Annotated in this window: 24 protein-coding genes; 11 read left to right on the top strand and 13 right to left on the bottom strand. The window is 46.8% G+C overall.

Going from position 1 to position 21,457, the window contains the following annotated elements; translation table 11 throughout:
• Positions 1-39: 39 nt before the first annotated feature.
• Complete coding sequence (locus KFE96_RS07425; RefSeq protein ID WP_255835351.1) at positions 40-612, bottom strand: hypothetical protein; 573 nt, start codon at positions 610-612, stop codon at positions 40-42.
• A 114-nt stretch (positions 613-726) separates the two neighbouring features.
• On the opposite strand from KFE96_RS07425, the gene KFE96_RS07420 reads away from it, so the two are divergent.
• From KFE96_RS07420 to KFE96_RS07410, 3 genes are all read left to right on the top strand, one after another.
• Positions 727-2,496, top strand: coding sequence for an amidohydrolase (locus KFE96_RS07420; RefSeq protein ID WP_255835350.1), 1,770 nt, complete (start codon positions 727-729; stop codon positions 2,494-2,496).
• A 314-nt stretch (positions 2,497-2,810) separates the two neighbouring features.
• Positions 2,811-3,077, top strand: a complete 267-nt coding sequence (locus tag KFE96_RS07415; RefSeq protein WP_255835349.1) for a hypothetical protein — start codon at positions 2,811-2,813, stop codon at positions 3,075-3,077.
• A gap of 147 nt (positions 3,078-3,224) precedes the next feature.
• Positions 3,225-3,524, top strand: coding sequence for a hypothetical protein (locus KFE96_RS07410; protein WP_255835348.1), 300 nt, complete (start codon positions 3,225-3,227; stop codon positions 3,522-3,524).
• A 3-nt stretch (positions 3,525-3,527) separates the two neighbouring features.
• Here KFE96_RS07410 and KFE96_RS07405 read toward each other — a convergent pair whose 3' ends face one another.
• From KFE96_RS07405 to KFE96_RS07395, 3 genes are read right to left on the bottom strand one after another with little or no spacing between them, the layout of a single operon-like run.
• Complete coding sequence (locus tag KFE96_RS07405) at positions 3,528-3,935, bottom strand: helix-turn-helix domain-containing protein (protein WP_255835347.1); 408 nt, start codon at positions 3,933-3,935, stop codon at positions 3,528-3,530.
• 45 nt (positions 3,936-3,980) lie between these two features.
• Positions 3,981-4,790, bottom strand: a complete 810-nt coding sequence (locus tag KFE96_RS07400) for an ABC transporter substrate-binding protein (protein WP_255835346.1) — start codon at positions 4,788-4,790, stop codon at positions 3,981-3,983.
• 27 nt (positions 4,791-4,817) lie between these two features.
• Positions 4,818-5,411 (bottom strand): glutathione S-transferase family protein, encoded by a 594-nt coding sequence (locus KFE96_RS07395; protein ID WP_255835345.1) that lies wholly within the window; start codon positions 5,409-5,411, stop codon positions 4,818-4,820.
• A 168-nt stretch (positions 5,412-5,579) separates the two neighbouring features.
• On the opposite strand from KFE96_RS07395, the gene KFE96_RS07390 reads away from it, so the two are divergent.
• The 3 genes from KFE96_RS07390 to trxB all read left to right on the top strand — a co-directional run bounded on the left by KFE96_RS07390 (position 5,580) and on the right by trxB (position 7,717).
• Entirely contained in the window at positions 5,580-6,113 is a 534-nt protein-coding gene (locus tag KFE96_RS07390) for a hypothetical protein (protein ID WP_255835344.1), read from the top strand.
• A 172-nt stretch (positions 6,114-6,285) separates the two neighbouring features.
• Positions 6,286-6,558, top strand: a complete 273-nt coding sequence (locus KFE96_RS07385; protein WP_255835343.1) for a hypothetical protein — start codon at positions 6,286-6,288, stop codon at positions 6,556-6,558.
• A 190-nt stretch (positions 6,559-6,748) separates the two neighbouring features.
• Entirely contained in the window at positions 6,749-7,717 is a 969-nt protein-coding gene (trxB, locus tag KFE96_RS07380) for a thioredoxin-disulfide reductase (protein WP_247014784.1), read from the top strand.
• A gap of 209 nt (positions 7,718-7,926) precedes the next feature.
• Here the strand turns inward: trxB and KFE96_RS07375 are convergent, their stop codons facing one another.
• Both KFE96_RS07375 and KFE96_RS07370 read right to left on the bottom strand, forming a co-directional pair.
• A complete protein-coding gene (locus KFE96_RS07375) occupies positions 7,927-8,433 on the bottom strand; it encodes a hypothetical protein (RefSeq protein ID WP_255835342.1) in 507 nt (168 codons plus the stop codon).
• Positions 8,433-8,747, bottom strand: coding sequence for a hypothetical protein (locus KFE96_RS07370; RefSeq protein ID WP_255835341.1), 315 nt, complete (start codon positions 8,745-8,747; stop codon positions 8,433-8,435). The genes KFE96_RS07375 and KFE96_RS07370 overlap by 1 nt, the downstream gene beginning before the upstream one ends.
• A gap of 139 nt (positions 8,748-8,886) precedes the next feature.
• On the opposite strand from KFE96_RS07370, the gene KFE96_RS07365 reads away from it, so the two are divergent.
• Positions 8,887-9,780: a LysR family transcriptional regulator gene (locus KFE96_RS07365; RefSeq protein WP_247014790.1), complete on the top strand. Its 894-nt coding sequence runs from the start codon at positions 8,887-8,889 to the stop codon at positions 9,778-9,780.
• A gap of 47 nt (positions 9,781-9,827) precedes the next feature.
• Here KFE96_RS07365 and KFE96_RS07360 read toward each other — a convergent pair whose 3' ends face one another.
• From KFE96_RS07360 to KFE96_RS07350, 3 genes are all read right to left on the bottom strand, one after another.
• On the bottom strand, positions 9,828-11,189 hold the full coding sequence (locus tag KFE96_RS07360) for an amidohydrolase family protein (protein WP_255835340.1): 1,362 nt from the start codon (positions 11,187-11,189) through the stop codon (positions 9,828-9,830).
• A 92-nt stretch (positions 11,190-11,281) separates the two neighbouring features.
• A complete protein-coding gene (locus tag KFE96_RS07355) occupies positions 11,282-12,307 on the bottom strand; it encodes an AraC family transcriptional regulator (RefSeq protein WP_255835339.1) in 1,026 nt (341 codons plus the stop codon).
• A gap of 74 nt (positions 12,308-12,381) precedes the next feature.
• Positions 12,382-14,013 carry a peptidylprolyl isomerase gene (locus KFE96_RS07350; RefSeq protein ID WP_255835338.1) on the bottom strand — a complete coding sequence of 544 codons (1,632 nt, stop codon included), beginning with the start codon at positions 14,011-14,013 and terminating at the stop codon, positions 12,382-12,384.
• 442 nt (positions 14,014-14,455) lie between these two features.
• Here KFE96_RS07350 and KFE96_RS07345 point away from each other — a divergent pair, with 442 nt between their 5' ends.
• Entirely contained in the window at positions 14,456-15,331 is an 876-nt protein-coding gene (locus KFE96_RS07345; protein WP_255835337.1) for a transporter substrate-binding domain-containing protein, read from the top strand.
• Here the strand turns inward: KFE96_RS07345 and proC are convergent.
• From proC to KFE96_RS07330, 3 genes are all read right to left on the bottom strand, one after another.
• Entirely contained in the window at positions 15,328-16,161 is an 834-nt protein-coding gene (gene proC / locus KFE96_RS07340; protein ID WP_255835336.1) for a pyrroline-5-carboxylate reductase, read from the bottom strand. The two genes, KFE96_RS07345 and proC, sit on opposite strands and share 4 nt — an antisense overlap.
• A gap of 149 nt (positions 16,162-16,310) precedes the next feature.
• On the bottom strand, positions 16,311-16,823 hold the full coding sequence (locus KFE96_RS07335; protein ID WP_247014806.1) for a YbjN domain-containing protein: 513 nt from the start codon (positions 16,821-16,823) through the stop codon (positions 16,311-16,313).
• A 325-nt stretch (positions 16,824-17,148) separates the two neighbouring features.
• Positions 17,149-17,394 (bottom strand): accessory factor UbiK family protein, encoded by a 246-nt coding sequence (locus KFE96_RS07330; RefSeq protein WP_255835335.1) that lies wholly within the window; start codon positions 17,392-17,394, stop codon positions 17,149-17,151.
• Between the two features lie 174 nt (positions 17,395-17,568).
• On the opposite strand from KFE96_RS07330, the gene lgt reads away from it, so the two are divergent.
• Together lgt and KFE96_RS07320 are read left to right on the top strand one after the other, a co-directional pair.
• Positions 17,569-18,399 (top strand): prolipoprotein diacylglyceryl transferase, encoded by an 831-nt coding sequence (lgt, locus tag KFE96_RS07325; RefSeq protein ID WP_255835334.1) that lies wholly within the window; start codon positions 17,569-17,571, stop codon positions 18,397-18,399.
• Positions 18,400-18,404: 5 nt separating this feature from the next.
• The gene (locus KFE96_RS07320; protein ID WP_255835333.1) at positions 18,405-19,469 is read left to right on the top strand and encodes a class I SAM-dependent methyltransferase; all 1,065 of its coding nucleotides are present in this window, start codon (positions 18,405-18,407) and stop codon (positions 19,467-19,469) included.
• A gap of 22 nt (positions 19,470-19,491) precedes the next feature.
• On the opposite strand, the gene KFE96_RS07315 is transcribed toward KFE96_RS07320, so the two are convergent.
• Positions 19,492-20,097 carry a hypothetical protein gene (locus tag KFE96_RS07315; RefSeq protein WP_255835332.1) on the bottom strand — a complete coding sequence of 202 codons (606 nt, stop codon included), beginning with the start codon at positions 20,095-20,097 and terminating at the stop codon, positions 19,492-19,494.
• A gap of 461 nt (positions 20,098-20,558) precedes the next feature.
• On the opposite strand from KFE96_RS07315, the gene pgeF reads away from it, so the two are divergent.
• Complete coding sequence (gene pgeF, locus KFE96_RS07310) at positions 20,559-21,323, top strand: peptidoglycan editing factor PgeF (protein WP_255835331.1); 765 nt, start codon at positions 20,559-20,561, stop codon at positions 21,321-21,323.
• Positions 21,324-21,457 lie beyond the last annotated feature (134 nt).

Below are 21,457 nucleotides of genomic sequence, written 5' to 3'. Positions count from 1 at the left end.
GGAATTGGCAGGCCTATATAGTCAGCTAACGCAAAACTACTAGTGCCCAACCAAATCCCAAGCGTCTGGTGGTGTTGCAACAGGTTTTGAAAGATCAAACTCAATCATAAAATCCCTGTTCGGGCGGGTGAGGCGGTATGAAAATTTGCCGTCTTTCACCGCAATGTGCCACACATTGGTAACCGCTGCTTCCAGCTTATTCGCTTTGAACATCGCAATGCTTTCAGCATCCACCGGGAAGGCAATTTCATCGTCTCCCGCACCGCCATCACCTTCACGGCTATCGCCGCCATACATGGTAACGGTATCTGAATGGCCATTTTCATGCCGGTGATCATGCTTCAGGCGTACCCCATCTTCCGTGCGGCGAATAATCCACACCCGTGAATGGTTATCATCCACATGAAGAGGCACTTTAATCTGCTTATCAGAGCATTCACGCACATGCATGATAATCGTGGCTTTGCGCCATGCATCATCCTGCGCGCCGCGTGCAACTTCGCCTTTGAAGGCTTTCCCGCAATTTGCTTGCAGTGTTTCAAACACGCCCTCTGCCTGCGCTGGCGCTGCAAAGCCGGCTAGTAACATACCTGATAAAACTAGGTTTTTCATAATTTCTCCCCTTTTAAGCGGCAGCTTAGAAAGCCATTAGCGAAATAGCAAGAAACCCTTTACCTGAGCAAAATTCAGACTATTGTCATTTCGGGGAATAACGGGGAGCCTGAGATGCAAAAACGGAAACTACCTATTATCACAGCTATTTTTGTGGTGCTGGCGCTTTCATTTCTCGTTTTTTGTTTCTGGATACAGCCTCCTCATGCAAGCAAAGAAACACTCTTTGTGGGCGGTACAATTGTCACCATGGATGACAAGAACCCAACCGCAGAAGCTGTACTCGTTAGAGACGGCAGAATTATCTCAGCCACCACAGAAGCCGCTGCCCGTGCGCTGGCAACGGATGATGTTGAGGTAGTTGATCTTAACGGCCAAACCATGCTGCCAGGTTTTATTGAGCCCCACACACACCCAATGTCTGCTGCCACGCTTGGGGCCGTTACCGATGTATCAGGTTTCACGAATAAAAACCGTGCTGAGGTGATAGAAAGCCTTAAAGCAGGCGTTGCTGAGGGCGGTAATAACGGTTGGGTGGTTGCCTACGGTTGGGATCCTGTGATGTTACCTGACCTCCATGCGCCTACCCTCGAAGAACTGGACGCGCTTTCCCCCGATATGCCGATGGTGATCCTCACGCAGATGATGCATGATGCCTATGCAAACTCGCTCGCGCTTGAAGCTGCTGGCATCACAAAGGATACAGAGGCGCCCCAAGGCTCCGAGTTCATGAAAGATAAAAACGGTGAGCTTACAGGCACCGTACGCGAAGTGGGCGCGATTGGTGTTCTGATGAATGCTATCCCAAAACCACCTGAAGGTGCTTACAGGTATCTTCTTGCGACACAGTTTCCCAAGTATGCTCAAGCTGGTTACACCACGCTGGGGGCCATGGGTATTGTTATTCAAAGCGATGACCCACTTGGTGATTATCAAGCTGTTACACAAATGGACAATGCACCTGTTCGTTCTGTTATTTATGCCCTTCCAAACCAGCTACCAGAAACCAGCAAACCCGATGATAATTCGGAACAAGGCGGAGTGATTGGTGTAAAATTCTGGATGGATGGCTCCCCTTTCGCGGGTGGTGCTGCTTTTGAAGAGCCCTATGAAAACACTAAATTGGTCAAAGAACGCCTGCATCTTGGCCATAACCACCTGGCTGCGCTGAATTATGATCAGGATAACTTTGAAGCTCTTTTTCAAAAATATCATGATCAAGGATATCAGGTTGCCGTTCATGTGCAGGGCGAACGTGCTGTGAAACGCGTCCTTGATGCTGCTGAAGCTGCACTCAAGATTAATCCTCGCATTGATCACCGCCACCGGCTTGAACACGGTGCCCTCATTTCCAAGGAGCAATTAGAGCGAGCTCATTCCCTGGGTATGACCACAAGTTTCTTTGTGGATCATGTGTATTTCTATGGTCACGCTTTAGGTGATTTAGTAGGCCAGGAGCGTGTTAACCGGTACATGCCTTTGAAAACCGCATTAAACACGGGGCAAAAAATCTCTGTGCATACAGACAACCCCGCTAGCCCGATTGGTTCACTAAGGGTAATGCGTACAGCACGCCAGCGCCTGAGCCGCACCGGAAGTCAGCCTATGGCAACGCCTGAAGCCCTCACCCCTGAAGAAGCTCTGAAAGCAATGACAATAGATGCTGCATGGCAGTTAGGCCTTGAACATGAGACTGGCTCTATCACTGCCGGGAAATCTGCTGATTTTGTTATTCTTTCCGATAACCCACTTACCACCAGAGATGCTGATCTGGAAAATATCAAGATCATTCAAACATGGCTGCGTGGTCAACCAACAGAGTGGCGGCTCTTTAACCAGAATTCTTTTAAGGCTGCAGTGAATATTATCTGGAACATGCTTTAGGAGACTGAAGCCTATATTTCATTTTTTACTTCACGTTAAATGACACATGCAAAACCCGCTCGCAAACAGCAATTTCTCAGCGTAAAAATATAGCAAAAAACTCATTAAATTTCACAAAAGTTTATTTAATTTCTAAATAGATAGGTGATTTTTCGTACTTTTAGGCATGACCCTGAAAATAAATATGAAAAACCCTCAAATCTCTCAATTCCGTTAATAGACATTTAACGTTTTCAGGCTTATCAGTTGTACTCGGGCTCAGGGTAAATTCAGGCAAACATGAATCATACTTGTGCATACGTATTGAGTGTAAGATGACAACCGTAGACAAATTTTTGGGTTTAGCGATCTTTTTAATGATGGCACCTATTGCATTGATAGCACTTCCAGAAACAGCAGCCATCGCTTCTGTAGCGGTTTTTGGCGCGTTTTACTTTGTGCATATCTGGAAAAAACCACAGAGACGCTGCCGTTCCTGCGGTGAGATTTTCCGTATTAGTTTGTTCGGCAGCCTGAAAGTAAGGGTTGGTCACTTAAATTGTCCGCGCTGTGGCACCCAAGTTAAAAACAAGCACAGATAGCCTGCAAATACATTCCAAACTGCGGCTAATCCGCGCAGTTTGTATTTTAAAAACAAAGTAACTTGCAAAACCGAAGTCTCGGTCTATATAGCAGCGTAATGTAGTTTGCGCCTGTATTCAGGCGACCGTTTGTTAAAGGACAATACTGTGAAAAAAACCTCCCTAGTGGCGGCGTCTGTAGCGGCGCTTACAGCCCTATCTTTTACTGCTCCGGCACTTGCTGCGGGCAAATCTGATAAAGCTCTTAAAGTATGCATGAAAGAAACACGTGCAAAGCTTGGTAAGGGCCGCATCCTTCTTGATAAGAAAACAAAGGTAAACCGCAACTTCGGTTTTGAGCTTATCAAAATGGTTGAAGGCAAAAGCCGTGAAGAAGCCAGCATTATCTGTGTGGTGGATAAAAAAGAGCTAAAAATCCTGAGCTTTGATATTCATAAAGCCGGATAATAATCAGGCATCCTGATCATTTTGCGGAAATAGAGGTTGGCGACCAATACCTTCAACCTCTGTATCTGCCCATTTTCCAATTGCCAGTAATACTGGTCTTAATCTATTCCCAGCAGATGTTAGATAATATCGGTGCCGCACCGGATTTTGCTGATACATTTCTTTGCCGATCAGGCCTTTTTCTTCCAGCATTTTTAGTTTAGCAGCAAGCGTACTCGTTGATATCTGTTCAGGCCCATTCTGAATTTCCTGATAGGTATTTCTGCCGTGAAACATTAAATCCCGAATGATAAGTAGGGTCCACCGGTCACCAATCAAATCAAGGGCAGCAGCAATCCCACACTGAGAACGTAGCTTCTCAGGCACGATGGCTTTTTCATCTTCCAATTGATAGGTCCCTTGCTTTTCCATTTGCAAACAATAGCCAAGCTCAGGCCACATGCAAACTCAAAAAAGCTACCGTTTACAATCTTTTGCAGCACTCAGGCACCTACGGAGCTGTTTAAGTACTTTCACCTGAATATTATACATTTCATCATTATCTTCGCGGATCGATTTGACCTCAGACCAGAGCATCTTGGCCTGCTCTAAAGCAAGTTTCCCCTTTTTCGAAACAATCAGGTAATAAGATTTTGAACTGTAAATAGCTGGCTGAACAATGAGTTTATTCCGGTAATCTTCATCAAGGAGATAGATCCTTGCAGCAGGTTCTAGAACAATAATTCCATTTAACCGCCCTCTCAGCAGCATGCGAAACAGCTGGCTATAACGCTCCGCATAAACCGCCTTTACCCCTGTTTCCTCAAGCTCCAGGGCATTTGAATATCCTTTTGGTAAACCAACAGGGTGAGGCAAATTATCCCTTATACCATCCCAAACATAACCTCTTCTGGTAACCAGCGCATAACTGGCCTGAATAATACGGTATGGGGAAATCTCGCCAGCTTCAGCCCCAAGAGGGTAATAAAAATCAGCAGCGCGCTCAGGCCTGTAAGCAGCTGAAACTATAACATCGTAATTACCCTTTCGGGCTTCTGATAAACACCGTTGCCACGAAAGCGGTTGAGCCTTAACACGGTAGCCCAACCGTTTCAGAGCCTCTTTGGCGATCTCTATATTTGTTCCGCTACTCTTCCCGTCATAAGAAAATGCATATGGCGCCCAAAAGTTCTCATCTGAACATAAAGATATCGTCCCTCTTTCCACCGCAAAAGCAGAAACAGAGACAACGCTAGCTAGTATGAAACCAAATAAGCGTCTGAACAAATTTCCTCACCCTTAGTGCTCAGCACATTAGCCAGCCACATCTATTTTTAAAGCAGTCTGGTAGGCTGGCCTCTCCAGACACCGTGCCACATAGGCATCTAAAACATCATTATCAGGCAAAATGTTAAATTTTTTCATAAAGTAGCATGTTGAACCTATCATAACATCAGCCGCGGTAAATTTATCCCCAACAAGCCACTCTTTACCTGTTAACGCTGATACCAGCGTTTCAATCATGCTCTCGTAATCACCCCAACCGTGAGAGTATTTGTTTGCTTCCCAGCCGCCAAACTTTTCAGCCATAGCTGGCTCAATCACACCCGGTACATACATCATCCAGTAAAGAAACTTGCCCCGTTCAGCGCTATCCAGCGCAGGCGCCAGATTACCAAGACTATAACGATCAGCTAAATAGAGACAGATAGCAGCTGATTCCGAAAGGCTTGCTTCTCCATCAACAAGTGCAGGAACTTTGCCCATAGGGCTTGCAGCCAGCAACGCATCAGGGCGAGCAGTGCCTTCCTTAATCTCAATCAGCTCTCGCTCATAAGGTTGCCCAATTTCCTCAAGCATCCATAAAGCACGTGCCGATCTGGTTTGTGGTGCCCAATAAAGTTTCATATCTACCTCTCTGATAATTAGTCGTGGAATGCAGTAGGTAAAAAACATCAACGCCAGAAAGTGTCAGCATACATGAAGATCATCCATAAAATCTGAAAAATAATCAAAGCTATGTTGGCAGCGCATAAATTCCTGCTTATTCTGCCGCCATATGAAGAGGAGGCTTTCTTGCGTTTCATTTATTCCATGCTCATCTTGTTATGTGTTTCCGCAAATGTGCGCGCGGCAGAGCCTCTTGAGCAATTGAAGGGTCTTATTCCTTTCATTGGAACCTGGACCTCCCTTTCAGATACACCTGATCCCAGAAAGCGCTTCATTGATGTAACACGGTGGGAATGGGCCTTTGGCGGCAAGGTTGTTCGTATTATCCACAGCGTGAATGATGGAGCATACGCAGGTGAAAGCCTTATCCACTGGGATAATGTGGACCAGCAGATTATATACCGATACGTAAATAACGGTGGCTTTTATACGGACGGTGTCATCACCGAGCGTTCATACGGTAGTATTATCGTGCATGAATATATCCGTGGCACGACAGAAGATGGCCCCACGGAAACCAGGGCCGGCTATTCCATCCGAAACGGGCAGATGTATAGCTGGACACAGTTCAAGCTACGCGGCGTTTGGGGTGAGAAAAGCGAAGTTATCTACGAACGCACACCAAACGCTACACCTAAAATGCCGCCCTTGCCCGAATAGCGCTTAGATTCTCAGCAAAATAGTAGCAGGACATAATAGGGCTTCACGCCCAAAAACCTACAATGCTGTACAAAATCAAAGGGTTAAATCCTGCGACAATTGTCCACAGTTACAAGGGCAACCAAAACACATACATAAACATTAAGTTTGAAGTTTATGTGAGGTACTCCCCATGTCTGATATTGCTCTAAAACCAGAAAACAAACTGGATCTTGGTCTTCTATTCCAAAAGCTGTTTTTCCTTATCCCTATTCTCGGCCCTATGGTGCGTGAAGTTAAAGAAGGCGGCGAAGGTATGTTCATCGGCTTCCTAATTAACGTTGCTATGCTGTGGATCATGGCTGGTATTCAGTGGGGCCTAATGGGTGTTGTAGGCGGCGCTTATGTACTGCTGCCGCTATACTTTGTGATCCTGTTCACATTGATGCTGGGCAAGCAGGAATAGGTCTCTTCACCTAATATTCAGCTTTTTCGATTATAAATATCGAAACAATCCATCGTGATCTTGCGTGTTATGCATTGGCAAGTGCGATTTCAGGCATTATGTACATGCTCAAGAAATTGCCCCAAGAAATTGGCAGGCTAATTGCCGAGGAATAATGCGCAGCATGAGCGCGAGACTAAGGAATGATTAGATGACTGATACAAAACACAGCAACATGCTGATTATTGGTTCTGGCCCAGCGGGCTATACAGCTGCGATTTATGCTGCGCGCGCAAGCCTTAAGCCAACAATCGTAACTGGCATGCAGGCTGGTGGTCAGCTAACCATTACAACAGATGTAGAGAACTATCCTGGCTTTGCAGATGCTGTTCAGGGCCCTGAGCTTATGGAAGCAATGCGCCAGCAGGCAGAAAACGTTGGCACCGATATCATCTATGATTACATCAACGAAGTTGATCTGAAGTCTACACCAAAGAAAGCAATTGGTGACAGCGGCACAATCTACACAGCTGACACAATTGTGATCGCAACGGGTGCGCAAGCTAAATGGCTTGGTCTTCCATCTGAAGAAAAATTTAACGGTTATGGTGTATCAGCATGTGCAACATGTGATGGTTTCTTCTACCGCGGCAAAGAGGTTGTGGTAATCGGTGGTGGTAACACTGCTGTTGAAGAAGCTCTATATCTGGCGAACATTTGTTCGAAAGTAACGATCGTTCACCGCCGTGATGAGTTCCGCTCGGAAAAGATTTTGGCAGAGCGTCTATTTGCCACAGAGAATGTGGAAGTTAAATGGGATACAGTGCTTGATGAAGTTCTTGGCACAGAAGAACCTCTAGGTGTTACAGGTGTTCGCCTGAAGAACGTTAAATCAGGTGAAACTGAAGAGCTTAACGTGCACGGCGTTTTTGTTGCGATTGGGCACAAGCCATCAACTGAATTGTTCAAAGATCAGCTTCCGATGGATGAAGAAGGTTATCTGATCAAAAAGCCAGATAGCACAGAAACAGATATCCCGGGCGTTTACGCTGCGGGTGACGTAACAGATAAAGTTTACCGCCAGGCTGTTACAGCAGCAGGAATGGGCTGTATGGCGGCACTGGAAGCGGAAAAATATATTGCTGAAATGCACCATGCAGCAGCAAAAGCCGCTGAATAGGAATTTGTACTGAGTACAAGTATTGAGTTTGTTCGAAGTATAGTGTTCCGAGTGTTTTTGTTCTGAGTAACTTGTTTTGAGTAGTTTAGTTCTGAGTACCCGTGTTTTGAGTATGATGTTCTGAGTTAATTGTTTCGAGTACTATGTTTTGAGTTAAACCGTATCAGGTTTTGAGGCCCGCTCCCCCCAGGTGTGGGCCTCATTCTTTATTATTGGGAAAGCAGTTTTCTAGCTCTGGCCTGCATGGCTTTACTGCCTGCCTCAAGAGCAATACCGAGCGCTTTGGAAATTCGGCTCTCAAACCGTGGATGCACCACAGATAAATCAAAAAGTGCTTGAAGCGCCCATGTTCGGAGCAAGCTACCCTTTCCTGTTTCGAACCGCTCAAAAAGTGTATCAAAAACAGCCTCTGTTTCCTTTTCATTCAAGGTGAGTATGGAAAGTATCTTTGAAAAAGCTTCGGTAAGTTCCCATTGGCTATTTTCAATAAGCTTTACTGCAATTTCTGAAGAGCAACCGCTAACCAGATCAGGTGCTATTTTCCCCAAAGTTTGCAGAGCATGCGAGGCATGGGAAACAATCACTTCATCCTCGCTGGATAAAAGCGTTACAAACGTTCTAAATTCTTCCGGATTATCTCTTATATGGTGCGCAACATCGCTTGCTCGGGCAATAGCCCCTCGCCTACCTTCAGAAAGAGCAAGTGCGATATCCATCAGCCTACAGGAACCGATTGTTGAAGCGCATCTCGCGCTGCTTTACCTTTATCTGTAAGGATCGCCATATAATGCCCGTCTGCCAGCTGCTGGTATGCAACCAGCCCTGCACCGTTCCCTACTTTCATCAGCATCATATGCTGGTACACTTCTTCCCATGTCATGCCAGTGCCAACACCGATATCATACATACGTGCCTGATCACCAAGATCAGATAAAATCATAAAGCAAATCACAGCTTCTGCTGTCATGCCTGGATATTCCCGTTTGAAATATCCCGCTACTGCTTCCAGAATTTTATCGTTACTTGTCATGGAGCTGACCTCAAGATTGTGTAAGGGTCAGTTTATGCAATATGAAGAGCCGCAGCAAGCAGTGAAAACATAAAGACATGAAGGACTTGCGCCCTGCCCCAAGGAATGGGATAGTCAGCGAAACTTAGGAGAACATGGCATGGATTGGGATAGACTTCGCATTTTTCATACCGTTGCGGAATCTGGCAGTTTTACAAATGCTGGCGCCCGGCTGAATTGTAGCCAGTCTGCTGTCAGTCGCCAAATTCGTGCGCTTGAAGAAAGCCTTAATGTTTCTCTGTTCACGCGCCATGCTCGCGGCCTTGTTCTTACGCAGGAAGGGCAGGAACTTTTCAACACTGCCCGTGATGTGGTCCACCGCATTGAAGAAACCGAACGCAGTTTAATGGAATCGAAAGAGCGTCCATCAGGCCTTCTCCGTGTAACCACAATGGTAACGTTCGGGGCCGTTTGGCTCACACCTCACCTTGAACAGTTTATGGCTGAATATCCTGATATTGATGTGCAGGTTATCCTTGATGATGCCGATCTTGATCTCGCCGCTGGTGAAGCGGATGTGGCGATCCGCCTTCATGATCCAGAGCAAGCTGATTTGATCCAGCGCCCACTGGCGAGTTTCCACACCCACATTTATGCAAGTCCAGAGTATCTGGACCGTATGGGAACACCCGTTACGCCCGAAGATTTGGATAACCACGACCTTATCACTTTCGGCACAACAAACCTGCCAACACTGAAGAACCTTGGCTGGCTCGCAAATGTTGGTAATCCAACCAAAAAGCGGAAGCCCCGCCTACAGGTAAATAACCTATACGGTGTAATGCATGCTGTGGAAGCGGGTATGGGCATTGCGGTTTTGCCGGATTATCTGGTGCACAACAGGCAAACGCTTGTGCGGGTCCTGCCGCAAATCGAAGGTAAACCGTTTAACAGCTATTATTGTTACCCGCCCGAGCTTAGAGGGTCGCTCCGCGTGGCTCTGTTCCGTGATTTCATGGTGCGGCAGATTAAAGCTGAAAGTAATATCCTTTAAAACACAAAGCCCCCGCAACATCGCGAGGGCTTTTCCACTTGGATGATCTACATAGCGCCAAACAGCACGCCAACTTCTTCCCAGAAACTTCGGTTTTTAATGGCGTCAACTCTCAATTGATCAAGCTTTTCGCGCGTGTACCAATGCCCTGCCTTTGCCACTGCAGCAGGCTCCACGAGTACAGAAAGATCATCGGCAGGATTAGATGCTGTATAGATAAAATCAGCATTATAACCAGCAACCACTTGCCCAATCTGGTTTTCCATCCCCAGCGCCTTGGCTGAGTTAATGGTGGCTGCCGCCAATACCTCATAACTATCGAGCCCAGCTTCTTTCATCAGCCGCATCTCAGTGTGGGTCGCAAGGCCATGCGGGGACAAAAGTACGCCTGAATCAGATCCTACCAGTAGAGGAATTCCTCCTTCATGCGCCTGCTTCGTGATCAGCTGCAAGAATGCGAGGGTCTTTTTATTATGCGCCACCATTCTGTCAGAGGCGGTTAACCAACGATCTACCTGGTTCTTCTTAGCCTCAAGCGCAATGATATAAGAGGTATAGTGTTTTGGGGTCTGCTCAAGAAACGCTTCTTTTTCCTCGCTCAGTTTCGTTAACTGGTAAAAGATATTCAGCGTTGGAGTGAGCGGTACCTCTGTTGCTTTCAATTCGGCAATAATGCCCGGCAGACGATCGGGCTCAAATTTGTAATTCAGCGGACCTTGATAGATATCTTCCGCATGTTCAAAAGACTGCAGTCCCTTTAGCTCACCAACAGGCATCTCACCCGATGCATGCGGTCCGTGCTTGGCCATTGGCATATCCAGCCGTTTGCCTTCAGCAACAGCGCCCTTCAGGGCTTCTTCGCTCAAGTTCCCATAAAGCTTGATAAGATCATAGCCTTCACCGTGATACTGGCGAACAGCTTCCCTCGCTTCTTCAGCGGTTTCAACACCGTGATGCAAATAAGCCCCTTTGTAGCCAGAGATAATCGGGCTGCTAACCGTTGAGCTACTGCCAATCATCTCTCCCGCATTTACCTTATCACGCCATTCAAGCTGCTTTGGCACACCGTTCATAATGCGGACATGGGTTACCCCGTGGCTTAGCGTCATCACATAGGCTGCGCGCTCATACATGTGCACATGCATATCAATGAGGCCCGGTGTTACATACCCACCTTTTCCTTCAATGACAGGAAGATCAGCCAACCTATCAGATACATCCACATCAGTAATAGAAGTGATCTTGCCGTTTTCCACCCTTATGGTTTTAGACGAAAGAATTGACCGGTTCGCTACATCAACGACATTTACATTTTGCAAGATAAAGCCATTACCTGCTGGCTCAATGTCTTCGCTTGCTGCGCTACAGCCAATCAATAGGCTTGCCAGCACACAGGGGATAAATTTCATACCTAACTCCTCGCTTTAGAAAGCTATGAGTTAGGAAGAGCAAATACTCCTGTCGTCCAGAAACAGGTTATTTGACGTCTATCATCCTGTTATTAGGCCTTTACGCGGCTTTTATATTCAGAGGGTGTCATCCCTGCGATTTGTTTAAACACTTTATTAAAGGACGCTTTAGAACTGAACCCGGCTGCCATTGCAATTTCAAGCAGAGATTGCTTGGTCCCTGTCTCTATAGCGTTACAGACATATTCAACCCTGAAGCCGTTGATATATTCGTTGAAGGGAAGCTCTTTCACCACATTAATTGCCCGGGATATTTCCCGAACCTGCAGGCCGGTTAGTTCACTTAAATCATGCAAGGTAAGGCGCGGTTTTAAATACCATTCATTCAGCCTGATAAGCTTATCCAGTTCTTCAAAAACCGCTGTATAGTCTTCCTTCCTGGCTTCACCATCTTTGGTATCAGGCAAAAGTTTTGCGCTTTTCTTTGGAAGGCTTCCCTGCATCTGGAACTTCACGATAATGACCATTGAAGCAATAAGCCAAACTGCATTATTCACACCTTGCCCAAATATATTCAAACCGTGAGGGATCAATGGCTGAATATTCAAACGGACAAGATCAACAAGGTTGAAAGCTGCAGTTATAACCAACACCCATATAAGCCAATTGAGCGAGTATTCTTCGGCATCAGAACGCTCTTCATCAAGCAAGCGCTTGTATTTCCAGATCATCGACATAGTAAAGAGCGCATAGGCAAGCCGCCATATTGTACCAACGGCAATTACTTCATAAGTGTATGAGGTAAAAAACAGGAGCGGTAAGGCTGGTGCCAGGTGCCATGCTTCACGCCAAAGCAGCTTTTTCTCTATAATCAGCTTTGCACTGAGATATGTCGCAGGCCCAAAAAGCATGATGAAGACAGGGCTAACCAGATAAATATCTCTGGTAACGCCTGTTTCTTCCAGAATATTGATTGTGGCAGCCAGCGCCATCGCCAAATAGAAAAATGCAATACCCCGAAATTCATACGGTTTGGTAAGCCAAAAGAGAACACCGCCTAACACCCCAATAGCAATGGCACCTGCCTGTATTAAATTGACAAAATTGAGGGCTTCCATTTCGCTAATCACACCTGTTTTGAAGGCTGAAAATATAGAAGCCACCCCATCAAAAAATGAGGTGGCTTATTTCTTTAACGGCTAACAGTGGCCTTTATAATCTTATCACCTTCCTGAAGGTTATAGACCACATTCATGCTGCTGGTTACTTCGCCAAACACAGTGTAACGGCCATTCAAATGCATGTTGTATGCTGTATTGATAAAGAATTGAGTTGTCCCGGTATCAGGGCCCGCAGTTGCTACACCAACAGTACCAATTTCATGAGCACCGCCCCATTCCTCACGGATGCTACCCCACTTATAAAGTTCTGGGTCTTCCTTTTGGCCAGCTTGCGCCACAAAGTTCGGGATCACCCGGTGCCATAACATACCATCCAACTTGCCTTGTTCTGCCGCTTGCAAAAAGCTTGTGGCTGCAAACGGTGCATTCGGGCGCATTTTAATTACAATATCGCCTTGGGTCGTAGAAAGGGTCAGTGTTTTGGTCACATAGTTTTGCGTCGTAGCAAAATCAGGTGTTGCACGCGGCACGGTATCCGCCTCAATAGATGGGTCAAGCGCAACAGCCGCTTCATAGCCGCGCACAGTGCCTTTATGCGTATCAGCATATTCTTTCAGAATTTCTCGGCCTTCATCAGAACCGGACAAGATAATCAACCCTTGAAATGCAAGGTAATAATCATCGCCTGCAAGCCATTCACTGGCTACACGGTTTGCAAGTTCTGCATCCCGCGCCCGAATACCGCGCATGGCGGAAACCTTATCCCAGCTTGTACCGTTTGATAATGCGTTATCAAGAATAGCTTCAACACCGGGATCATCCATATTCCGGTTTGCAAGCGCCGCGAGAGCTGCATGCCTTACATGAGCAGATTCGTCTTCAACAAGGTTATAAAGTGCCAGCTTCGTTGCTTCATCAGAAAGCCGGGCCATTGCCGTGATCGCTGCAATACGAACTACCTTCGCCTGTCCTTCGGTAAGCGATAACAACAGCGGTGCTGCTTCATTACCGAACTGACGAGCAACACGGGTAAGAGCAATTTTTACATCAACAGATGGCGCTTCACCGATAGCGCGTTCAACATCCGCAAGCTCAAGCATACTGTTCAGGCCGTTTACACGCCCAAGCGCATAAGCCGCAGCATACCCAAGTTTTTTATCGGAAGTGAGATCAAGCAATTCACCAAATGGCGCGAGCTGATAATCAGATGCCTTCACCTGTGCATAAGCGATGGATTGAATAATCGCCACAAGACCAGCTTCATCCAGCTCCGCATAATTATCAAAAAGCGGCATCCGTGCTGTTTCACCGCCCGAATAACCCAGGGCCACAGCCAAAACTTCTTTGATGCGCACATCCTCTTCCGCATCAAACGCAGAAAGAAGATTCGCGGAAAGTTTTTCATCCTGGCAGTATGCGGCACCAATCGCTGCATAATAGCGGTAATTTTTATCGTCACTTGCCAAATACGGTGCAATCTTGCCGCACATCTCTTCGCCCATATGCCCCATAAAGGCCAAAACTTCAGGCTGATTTGCATTCAATGCTTCTTCAAAAACAGGATTCGCCGCATCACGTTGGTCCACCGCAACTAAAACTTCGGCCTTCCAATCTTTTTTTTCGGTAGTTTCACCACCACTGTCACCACATGCAGCCGCTGCAAATATTGCCAAGCCAGCCACGGACATTTTGTACCAGTTCATGAGCATCCCCCGCTAAGTATTTGCCTAAAATAGGCTTTTTCAAACGCTATAATGAAGCATTAATCGCTGCCGTCAAGCAATGCGTTTAACAAATAGTTCATAATTGAAAGGCATGCGCAAAACGCATAGCTGGTACGGCGAAATCATCTCTTTCCCTTTTCATGGTGCAGGCCTATATACCTGTCAACGCCAACGAGCACACTAACTGCTCAGCGGCAACGAGTTTAAAGTTTTGGCGGTTTCCGCCATAAAGGTCGGTCCCGGAGTTCCTCCCCCTCCCCCACTTCCCCTCCGGGACCGGCCCTTTACTAATTTACGCTGATAGACGTTTGATGCGTAAACTCCCTATGTTGATACACTTTCGAGACCTCGGATTTTTCCGGGGTCTTTTTTTATCTGCCGCATACTTGTTGTTTGAGAATCAACGCTGTAGGATCAACCCATGACGTTAGTGAAAATATGGATATTCGGTATATTCAGCCTTTTCTTTTGTGGCACGCTTTCCTGTCATGCCGAACATTTCAAGCTTGGTTCCTATGCTCAATCTGACCCGTTTTTCCTTGAACTACTGCAAGCAGCCCTAAACGCCGCGGATGGGGACCACACCCTCGAGAACTATTCGCTGGTACGCTATAATCAGGCCCGGACACTCTCTGAACTTAGCCACGGGCAGGCCCCTTTTAATCTTTATCTAACCGGCCATGACAAAGACCGGGAACAAACGCTTCTGCAAATTGATATACCGCTCACGAAAGGCCTTCTGGGTACCCGGGTATTATTCGTTCAACCAAAGAGTGATGCCAAAATCAATCAGGTTACTTCTTTTGAAGATTTGAAGACCTTTACCTTTGCCTCAGGCACCACCTGGCCGGATACCCCAATACTCAAGCATAATGGCTTAACGGTTGTCCCGGCACCGAACGAGAGCCTTCCTATTATGCTGGCAAGGCAGCGCGTTGATATATACCCGCGCTCTGTCATGGAATGGGAAAGAAACAAAGAAGCCCTTGAGCGCTATTTTAAACGCGGGGAAATCCTGCTCAACACCCATGTCATCCTGAAATATAAATCTGACTTATTCTTTTATATGAATAAATCAGATACCAAACATGCAGCTATTCTTCAGCAGGGGCTGGAACGCATCATGGAAAACGGGGTGTATGACCGCATGTTCAAGAAGACCTCAAACCTGCAAATTGCCCTTGATGCGGTTATGAAACATAACCCAGTCGTTTTTGAACTGGAAAACCCACGCCTCAGCAAACGAGTTCAAAATATCCCGGAAAAATACTGGTACCAATTCCCTGCAAAACCTTAACCTGCCAGTTCAGCGCCGCGCTTGTTTGCAGCTTCAATGGCTTTCAGCATAAGGTCAGGCAAGCCTTCTTCCTGCATCAACACATTAAGGGCAGCGGCTGTAGTGCCTCCGGGGCTTGTTACTCTGCGTCTAAGTTCCGCAGCTTCAATATCACTATCTGCCGCTAAAAGCCGACCTGCCCCGATAATAGTTTGCCTTGCCAGTGCCATAGCCACATCTTCGGGCAAGCCTTGGCGAACGCCAGCCGCGGCCATACATTCCACCATATAGAACACATAAGCTGGCCCACTGCCGGAAACAGCGGTTACAGCGTTCATCTGATCTTCGCTGTCAATCCATACCGTTGCGCCAGTGGCTGACAGGAGCTCTCTCGCCAGCGTTTTATCAGCAGCTGCAATACCTTCCCTTGCAGTAAGCCCTGTAATGCCTGCCCCAACTGCCGCTGGTGTGTTTGGCATTGAGCGAATAAGCACACATTCGTGTTCGATACCTCTTTGCATCTGATCAAGTGTAACGCCCGCCGCCACAGAAATAACAAGGCTGTTTTTATCAACAACACCTGCCACCTGCGGCAACACACGGTCAATCACCTGTGGTTTCACAGCCAGAACAACAGCTTTCGCCAACGTGCCTTTGGGCAGTTCTTCAAACGAGGTAACACAGCGCTTTGTAGCGACGCCCGGCAAGCAGGCGCTATCCAGCGCAGGATCAATCACAAAAATTGCTTCTGGTGAAACCCCAGCACTCAGCCAACCGAGCGCCATTGCATGGCCCATATGCCCACAACCAACAAGAATCAGTGGATTATCCGGTGAGAAAACGTGCTGCATAAAGGCCTCATATTTCAATAGAAAAGGTAGATGGATGCTACATCCACCTACCTTTCCATTCAAGCACAGGAAAATGACAATTTCTTTTTCAACCTGTTAAAAAAGTTATCAAATCCCGGTACCGCTCCCTAAGCCTGAGGCCTGTGGTTTTATGCTGATCCAGCACATTCAAGCATTGCTGCTTCAATGGCTTCTTCTGGGCTGTGCCCACCCCACATAACAAACTGGAACACAGGGAAGAACCGTTCGCTTTCGCCAAGCGCTGTTTCCACCATGGTAACCATATGATCTTCACCAATGCCGCCGAGCATTAAATCATTCGCAAGGCTGGCGTGGCGGTAAAGCAGCACATTCTCTTCAGCCCAATATTCGAAATGACCAATCCACATACGTTCATTGATCAGTCCAATAACTTTATAAATATCGGCTTTTCGGCTGGCTGGAACTTTAAGATCAAACAAGCAGGCGAATTGAAGTGTTTTAAATTCTTCACGCCACATGATGCGAAATTGCAGATCGGTGTATTCACCTGAGATAAACATGACGAGTTCATTATCGCCGTGCCGTTCGACGCTCCAGTCATTAGCGCCTGCAAGCTCTTCAGCCATGTCTACAGGATTGTTTAGTGCAATCTCGGAATGCCCGGTACTTAAAGTCGTCATCTCGGTTTCCCCTTATGAGATGTAACGCCGGCCTGAACCGGCTGAGTTTCCGCCGGTCAACGTCTAGTAATTTATAACCAGAAACACGATATCTGGCTCCCTCTTACAGACTTAACACTAAATATAGCGTGCCATGAATTTCCAAACTTGCAAGGAAATATTCTTGTCTGGGCCAAATTTCTTGTGGAAAACTCTTCAACCATCGCTTTAAGGCAGGAAAATTTAAAGCGGTATTTCAGGCTGTTACAAAGGCATGTTGAAGTGGATAAGACATATATCCATCGGGGATAACTTTCCCCCCGAAAGCAGTATTTAAATGGTAAAATTAGTCAATTTTCTTCTTGAGAGCTTCAATTTCAGCCTTCAAATCTTCGTTTTCAGTACGGGCTTTTTCAGCCATATCACGTACAATTTCGAATTCTTCACGGCTTACAAGATCCATTCCAGCAAGCTGACGATCAAGCCAGGCTTGAAACGCGCCTTCCATTTCACCCTTCACACTATGAGCTGCACCAACAGCACCTGTTGCCAGCTTTGCAAGGTCATCCATGAATTTATTCTGTGTCTGCATTGGTATGTTCCTTATAAATCAGTGTGCTTCATATGGGGGAAAATGCATGAAATTGCAATGGGCGATGTGCCGCACACATGCCCTAAATCCTTTCTATCAAAGCCTTCACTTGACACAAAGCGCCCAGAAAGCATGATGGCGCAGATATTGAAGCGACATTAAAGGCATTTCCTTATGACACTTGGCGTCATCCCCTATCCGCAGATTGATCCTGTTCTGATTGATTTCGGCTTTATTGCTATTCGTTGGTACAGCATGGCTTATCTGGGCGGTATTTTGTTTGCCTGGTGGTATATCCGCCGACTATCAGGCCAACCGGGTGCCGCCATGAGCCGGGATCATATTGATGATTTCATCACATGGGCTGTGTTCGGGATTATTCTTGGTGGCCGCCTTGGGTATGTTTTCTTCTATGATTTCGCAAAATATATGGCAGACCCTGTGGGCATTATCCGCTTCTGGGATGGTGGGCTTACTGGCATGTCTTTCCACGGCGGATTCGCGGGCGTTGTAATCGCGGTGATCTTATATGTGCGTAAACATAAGCTTGATTTAATGCGGGTGGCGGACACCGTTGCCATCGTCAGCCCTATTGGGTTGCTTGTTGGCAGAATTGCAAACTTCGTGAACGGTGAGCTTTGGGGCCGTCCGACTGATGTACCGTGGGCAATGGTTTTCCCAAGTGACCCGAGCGGACTAGCGCGCCACCCAAGCCAACTTTATGAAGCACTGGGTGAAGGGCTTATTCTCTTTATTGTTCTGCAACTGCTTTACCATAAAACCCGTGTGGCAAAAGATATGCCCGGTGTGCTTGCAGGCCTCTTTATTGCGGGATACGGGCTTACCCGTGTTATTGTGGAATTTGTGCGCGAACCTGATGCGCATATCGGCCTTATAGCAGGTATTTCCCGTGGGCAGATGCTTTCAGTACCGATGTTCCTATTAGCTGCATGGCTTATCAGCAAAGGTATTCGCCACAAAAAAGCACTAGCAAATAAAGGGTAAGCTAGATGACCGAGCTGAAACAAAGCCTGATCCGCCGTATTGAAGCCACTGGACCAATTACGCTTGCAGAGTTTATGGCCGAATGCCTAATGCACCCTCAGCACGGTTACTACCAGAAAGAACGTGTCTTCGGAAAAGATGGTGATTTCATCACCGCTCCTGAAGTGAGCCAGATGTTCGGTGAAATCATCGGGCTTTATATGGCGGACCGCTGGTATAAAATGGGCAAACCGCAAAGCTTCCACCTGATTGAGTTTGGCCCCGGTCGTGGTACTTTAATGGCTGATATCCTGCGCGCTACAGCACCAGTAGAAGGCTTTGTCGATGCCGCAGAGGTTCATTTCATTGAAACCAGCTTGCAATTAAGGGAACTTCAGAAAAAGAAAGTTCCGCACGGTAACTGGCACGATACCCTGAATACGGTACCAGAGGGCCCCAGCCTGATTATTGGGAATGAGTTTTTTGATGCCCTTCCAATTCATCAGTATGAACGACAAAACGGCGAATGGCTGGAACGCCGTGTGCACGTCGAAGATGGTGTATTTCAGCTGGTTGTTACCAAACCAACCGCCCATGTTGCACTGATACCCGAACATATGAAAGATGGACCGGACGGCAGCATAGCCGAGATTTGCCCCTCTGCCCTTTCCATTATGGGAGATATAGCGCTCCGTCTGAATACACATGGCGGTTCGGCCCTGTTCCTCGATTACGGCTACCGGATAAGCAGTTTTGGCGATACATTCCAGGCACTTAAAAACCACGAATATGTTGATCCGTTCGCTGAACCCGGCGCTGCTGATCTCACCGCTCATGTAGCGTTTGATCAGCTTCACCGTGCGGCAACAGAGGCACATTCAAAGGCATATGGTTCAACACCGCAGGGCATGTTCCTGATGGCGCTAGGTATCGGCAGCCGTGCACAGGCACTGGCTTCTGGCGCCGATGCAGCCAAACAGGAGAAGATTCTTTCTGAACTTAAGCGCCTTACCGCACCTGACGAAATGGGAACTCTCTTTAAAGTGCTTGCTGTTCAAAACCATGAGCTACCTCCGCCTCCCGGCTTTTAGGTAGCACATGTTGATCAGACTTCTAACGCTTACGTTTCACCCGTAGCGCTTTCTTGGATTTCCCTACAAACAGACGGTATGAACCAAGAGAACCTTTTTTAATCCGCACCGTTTTCCCAGCTTTCAGATAGAAGCGTTTTGCAGATTCAATCGAGCGCCAAATCTGCCCGTTATCAAGGAAGATAATTGCCTGATTATTCTTCAGCGTAGCCACTTCTTCAATTGTAGCTTCCAGCTCATCAATATCTTCTGCCTTACGCTCGCTTTTCCCAAAAGCTTGTTCCGGTGTTTGAGCTGCTTTAGCCTGCTGTTTAGCGAGTTCCTGTTGTTTGCGCTCAAGTTCCGCAAGGCGTGCTTCAGCAGCTTTTGCTCTTGCTTCTGCTTCCTTCAGCGCCGCTTGAAGTTTTTTCGCATCGGGCTTTTTCTCTGCAACAACCGTTTTCGCACGGAACAGCTTGTCATAACAGGTAAGCCGCTTTGCCGTATCGTCGATCGCACCACAAACCTTCGCGCTTGATACTGTTTCAGCAGGGCTACCATCTTGCGCTTGAAGAGGAGTGTGGAGAGTGGCCGCTAATAAAAGAGCTGGAACTCCTGCAACCACATAAGCCAGTTTCTTTTTAACCACAACAAATCTCCCCGATTCACAAAACAGTTGGATAAATGAATACGCATCTCAACTGAAAGTAAACATCAGTGCAAGTATAAAATTTCCGCTATCGCAATCGCTTGTTTACACGCAAGAGCACCTATAGATAGGTTAACAGCTCACCAATATAACCCTTAGAAGAACACTCCTGTGAGCGATACTTTATCCTAAGATTATGTAACTACCCACAAGACACTGCGGCAGTTTTCTTCCTATTGCTCTTGGCAATTGCCTGCTGTTCTTTTTTCATAAGTCTGCAATAGGATTTGACTGATTTGGTATCTAGCTTGGAACAACCGTTACAATATCCCTCCGTGCATCCAGGGGATATTCAGTCCAACAGGAAGAAATAGCTGCTATTTGTATTCTGCCCGCCTTTATTTTACCAATTAAAGCAGATAAGGTTTTGAAAAAACAACACCTCAGCGATGATTAATCTCATGCCCAAGCATATTACTATTGATGATTTCAGCTCTTTTCCTCATTCGTTTATGAGTAATGAGGGGGGCACTTCTCGAGGTATTTATCGTAGTCTCAACTGTGGCCCGGGTTCACGCGATGATGTGGCAAATGTGGCTGAGAACCGAAGAATCGTTGCGGAGCATATTGCAAAACGCCGTGATGCTCATGTGCTTTCTTGTTATCAACACCATAGTGCAGATGTTGTCGTTGCCTCCTCAGATTGGGGGGAAGACCGCCCAAAGGCGGATGCGATGGTTACCAGAACACCCGGGCTTATTCTCGGAATTTTAACGGCTGATTGCACACCAGTTTTATTTTCAGATGAACAAGCCGGCATTATTGGAGCAGCACACGCGGGCTGGAAAGGCGCACTTGGCGGTGTGCTTGAAAACACAATTCTCGAAATGGAAAAGCTGGGTGCCACACGCGCCAATATTAAAACTGCCATTGGCCCCACTATTCACCAACCAAGCTATGAGGTTGGCGCTGGTTTCAAAGATCAGTTTCTCGAAAAAAATACATCGTTCGAAAAATTCTTCATTGCGGGCAAGGATAGCGATCACTTCCAGTTCGATTTACCCGGTCTTGTAACAGCGCGACTACAAGCCGCAAACATTCTCGCCATCCATAACGTGAGAATCGATACATACACAAGTGATGTGCATTTTTCCTATCGCCGCACTACACATAGAGGCGAACCAGACTATGGCAGACAAATTTCCGCAATAATGCTGCCTGCATAGCTAACTGTAAGAAATAAGTCACAATATTAAGGGGATTTTAATTTCCCTTCTGCACAAATATGCCCGAGATGCATCTGCCCGCTTTACAGGCACCCTGTGCACTGATAAAGGGTCGGAAACCGACGTCAATCTTC

It is taken from the genome of Kordiimonas sp. SCSIO 12603 (genome assembly GCF_024398035.1).
GTDB lineage: Bacteria > Pseudomonadota > Alphaproteobacteria > Sphingomonadales > Kordiimonadaceae > Kordiimonas.
Note: the sequence above shows the minus strand (reverse complement) of the source record. Positions and strands in the feature narration are given on the sequence as shown.

Excerpts from the sequence above, each read along its gene's own strand:
- KFE96_RS07425 (WP_255835351.1), bottom strand. The coding sequence starts at position 612 with ATGAAAAACCTAGTTTTATCAGGTATGTTACTAGCCGGCTTTGCAGCG.
- KFE96_RS07420 (WP_255835350.1), top strand. The coding sequence starts at position 727 with ATGCAAAAACGGAAACTACCTATTATCACAGCTATTTTTGTGGTGCTG.
- KFE96_RS07415 (WP_255835349.1), top strand. The coding sequence starts at position 2,811 with ATGACAACCGTAGACAAATTTTTGGGTTTAGCGATCTTTTTAATGATG.
- KFE96_RS07405 (WP_255835347.1), bottom strand. The coding sequence starts at position 3,935 with ATGGAAAAGCAAGGGACCTATCAATTGGAAGATGAAAAAGCCATCGTG.
- KFE96_RS07395 (WP_255835345.1), bottom strand. The coding sequence starts at position 5,411 with ATGAAACTTTATTGGGCACCACAAACCAGATCGGCACGTGCTTTATGG.
- KFE96_RS07385 (WP_255835343.1), top strand. The coding sequence starts at position 6,286 with ATGTCTGATATTGCTCTAAAACCAGAAAACAAACTGGATCTTGGTCTT.
- trxB (WP_247014784.1), top strand. The coding sequence starts at position 6,749 with ATGACTGATACAAAACACAGCAACATGCTGATTATTGGTTCTGGCCCA.
- KFE96_RS07375 (WP_255835342.1), bottom strand. The coding sequence starts at position 8,433 with ATGGATATCGCACTTGCTCTTTCTGAAGGTAGGCGAGGGGCTATTGCC.
- KFE96_RS07370 (WP_255835341.1), bottom strand. The coding sequence starts at position 8,747 with ATGACAAGTAACGATAAAATTCTGGAAGCAGTAGCGGGATATTTCAAA.
- KFE96_RS07365 (WP_247014790.1), top strand. The coding sequence starts at position 8,887 with ATGGATTGGGATAGACTTCGCATTTTTCATACCGTTGCGGAATCTGGC.
- KFE96_RS07360 (WP_255835340.1), bottom strand. The coding sequence starts at position 11,189 with ATGAAATTTATCCCCTGTGTGCTGGCAAGCCTATTGATTGGCTGTAGC.
- KFE96_RS07355 (WP_255835339.1), bottom strand. The coding sequence starts at position 12,307 with ATGGAAGCCCTCAATTTTGTCAATTTAATACAGGCAGGTGCCATTGCT.
- KFE96_RS07350 (WP_255835338.1), bottom strand. The coding sequence starts at position 14,013 with ATGAACTGGTACAAAATGTCCGTGGCTGGCTTGGCAATATTTGCAGCG.
- KFE96_RS07345 (WP_255835337.1), top strand. The coding sequence starts at position 14,456 with ATGACGTTAGTGAAAATATGGATATTCGGTATATTCAGCCTTTTCTTT.
- proC (WP_255835336.1), bottom strand. The coding sequence starts at position 16,161 with ATGCAGCACGTTTTCTCACCGGATAATCCACTGATTCTTGTTGGTTGT.
- KFE96_RS07335 (WP_247014806.1), bottom strand. The coding sequence starts at position 16,823 with ATGACGACTTTAAGTACCGGGCATTCCGAGATTGCACTAAACAATCCT.
- KFE96_RS07330 (WP_255835335.1), bottom strand. The coding sequence starts at position 17,394 with ATGCAGACACAGAATAAATTCATGGATGACCTTGCAAAGCTGGCAACA.
- lgt (WP_255835334.1), top strand. The coding sequence starts at position 17,569 with ATGACACTTGGCGTCATCCCCTATCCGCAGATTGATCCTGTTCTGATT.
- KFE96_RS07320 (WP_255835333.1), top strand. The coding sequence starts at position 18,405 with ATGACCGAGCTGAAACAAAGCCTGATCCGCCGTATTGAAGCCACTGGA.
- pgeF (WP_255835331.1), top strand. The coding sequence starts at position 20,559 with ATGCCCAAGCATATTACTATTGATGATTTCAGCTCTTTTCCTCATTCG.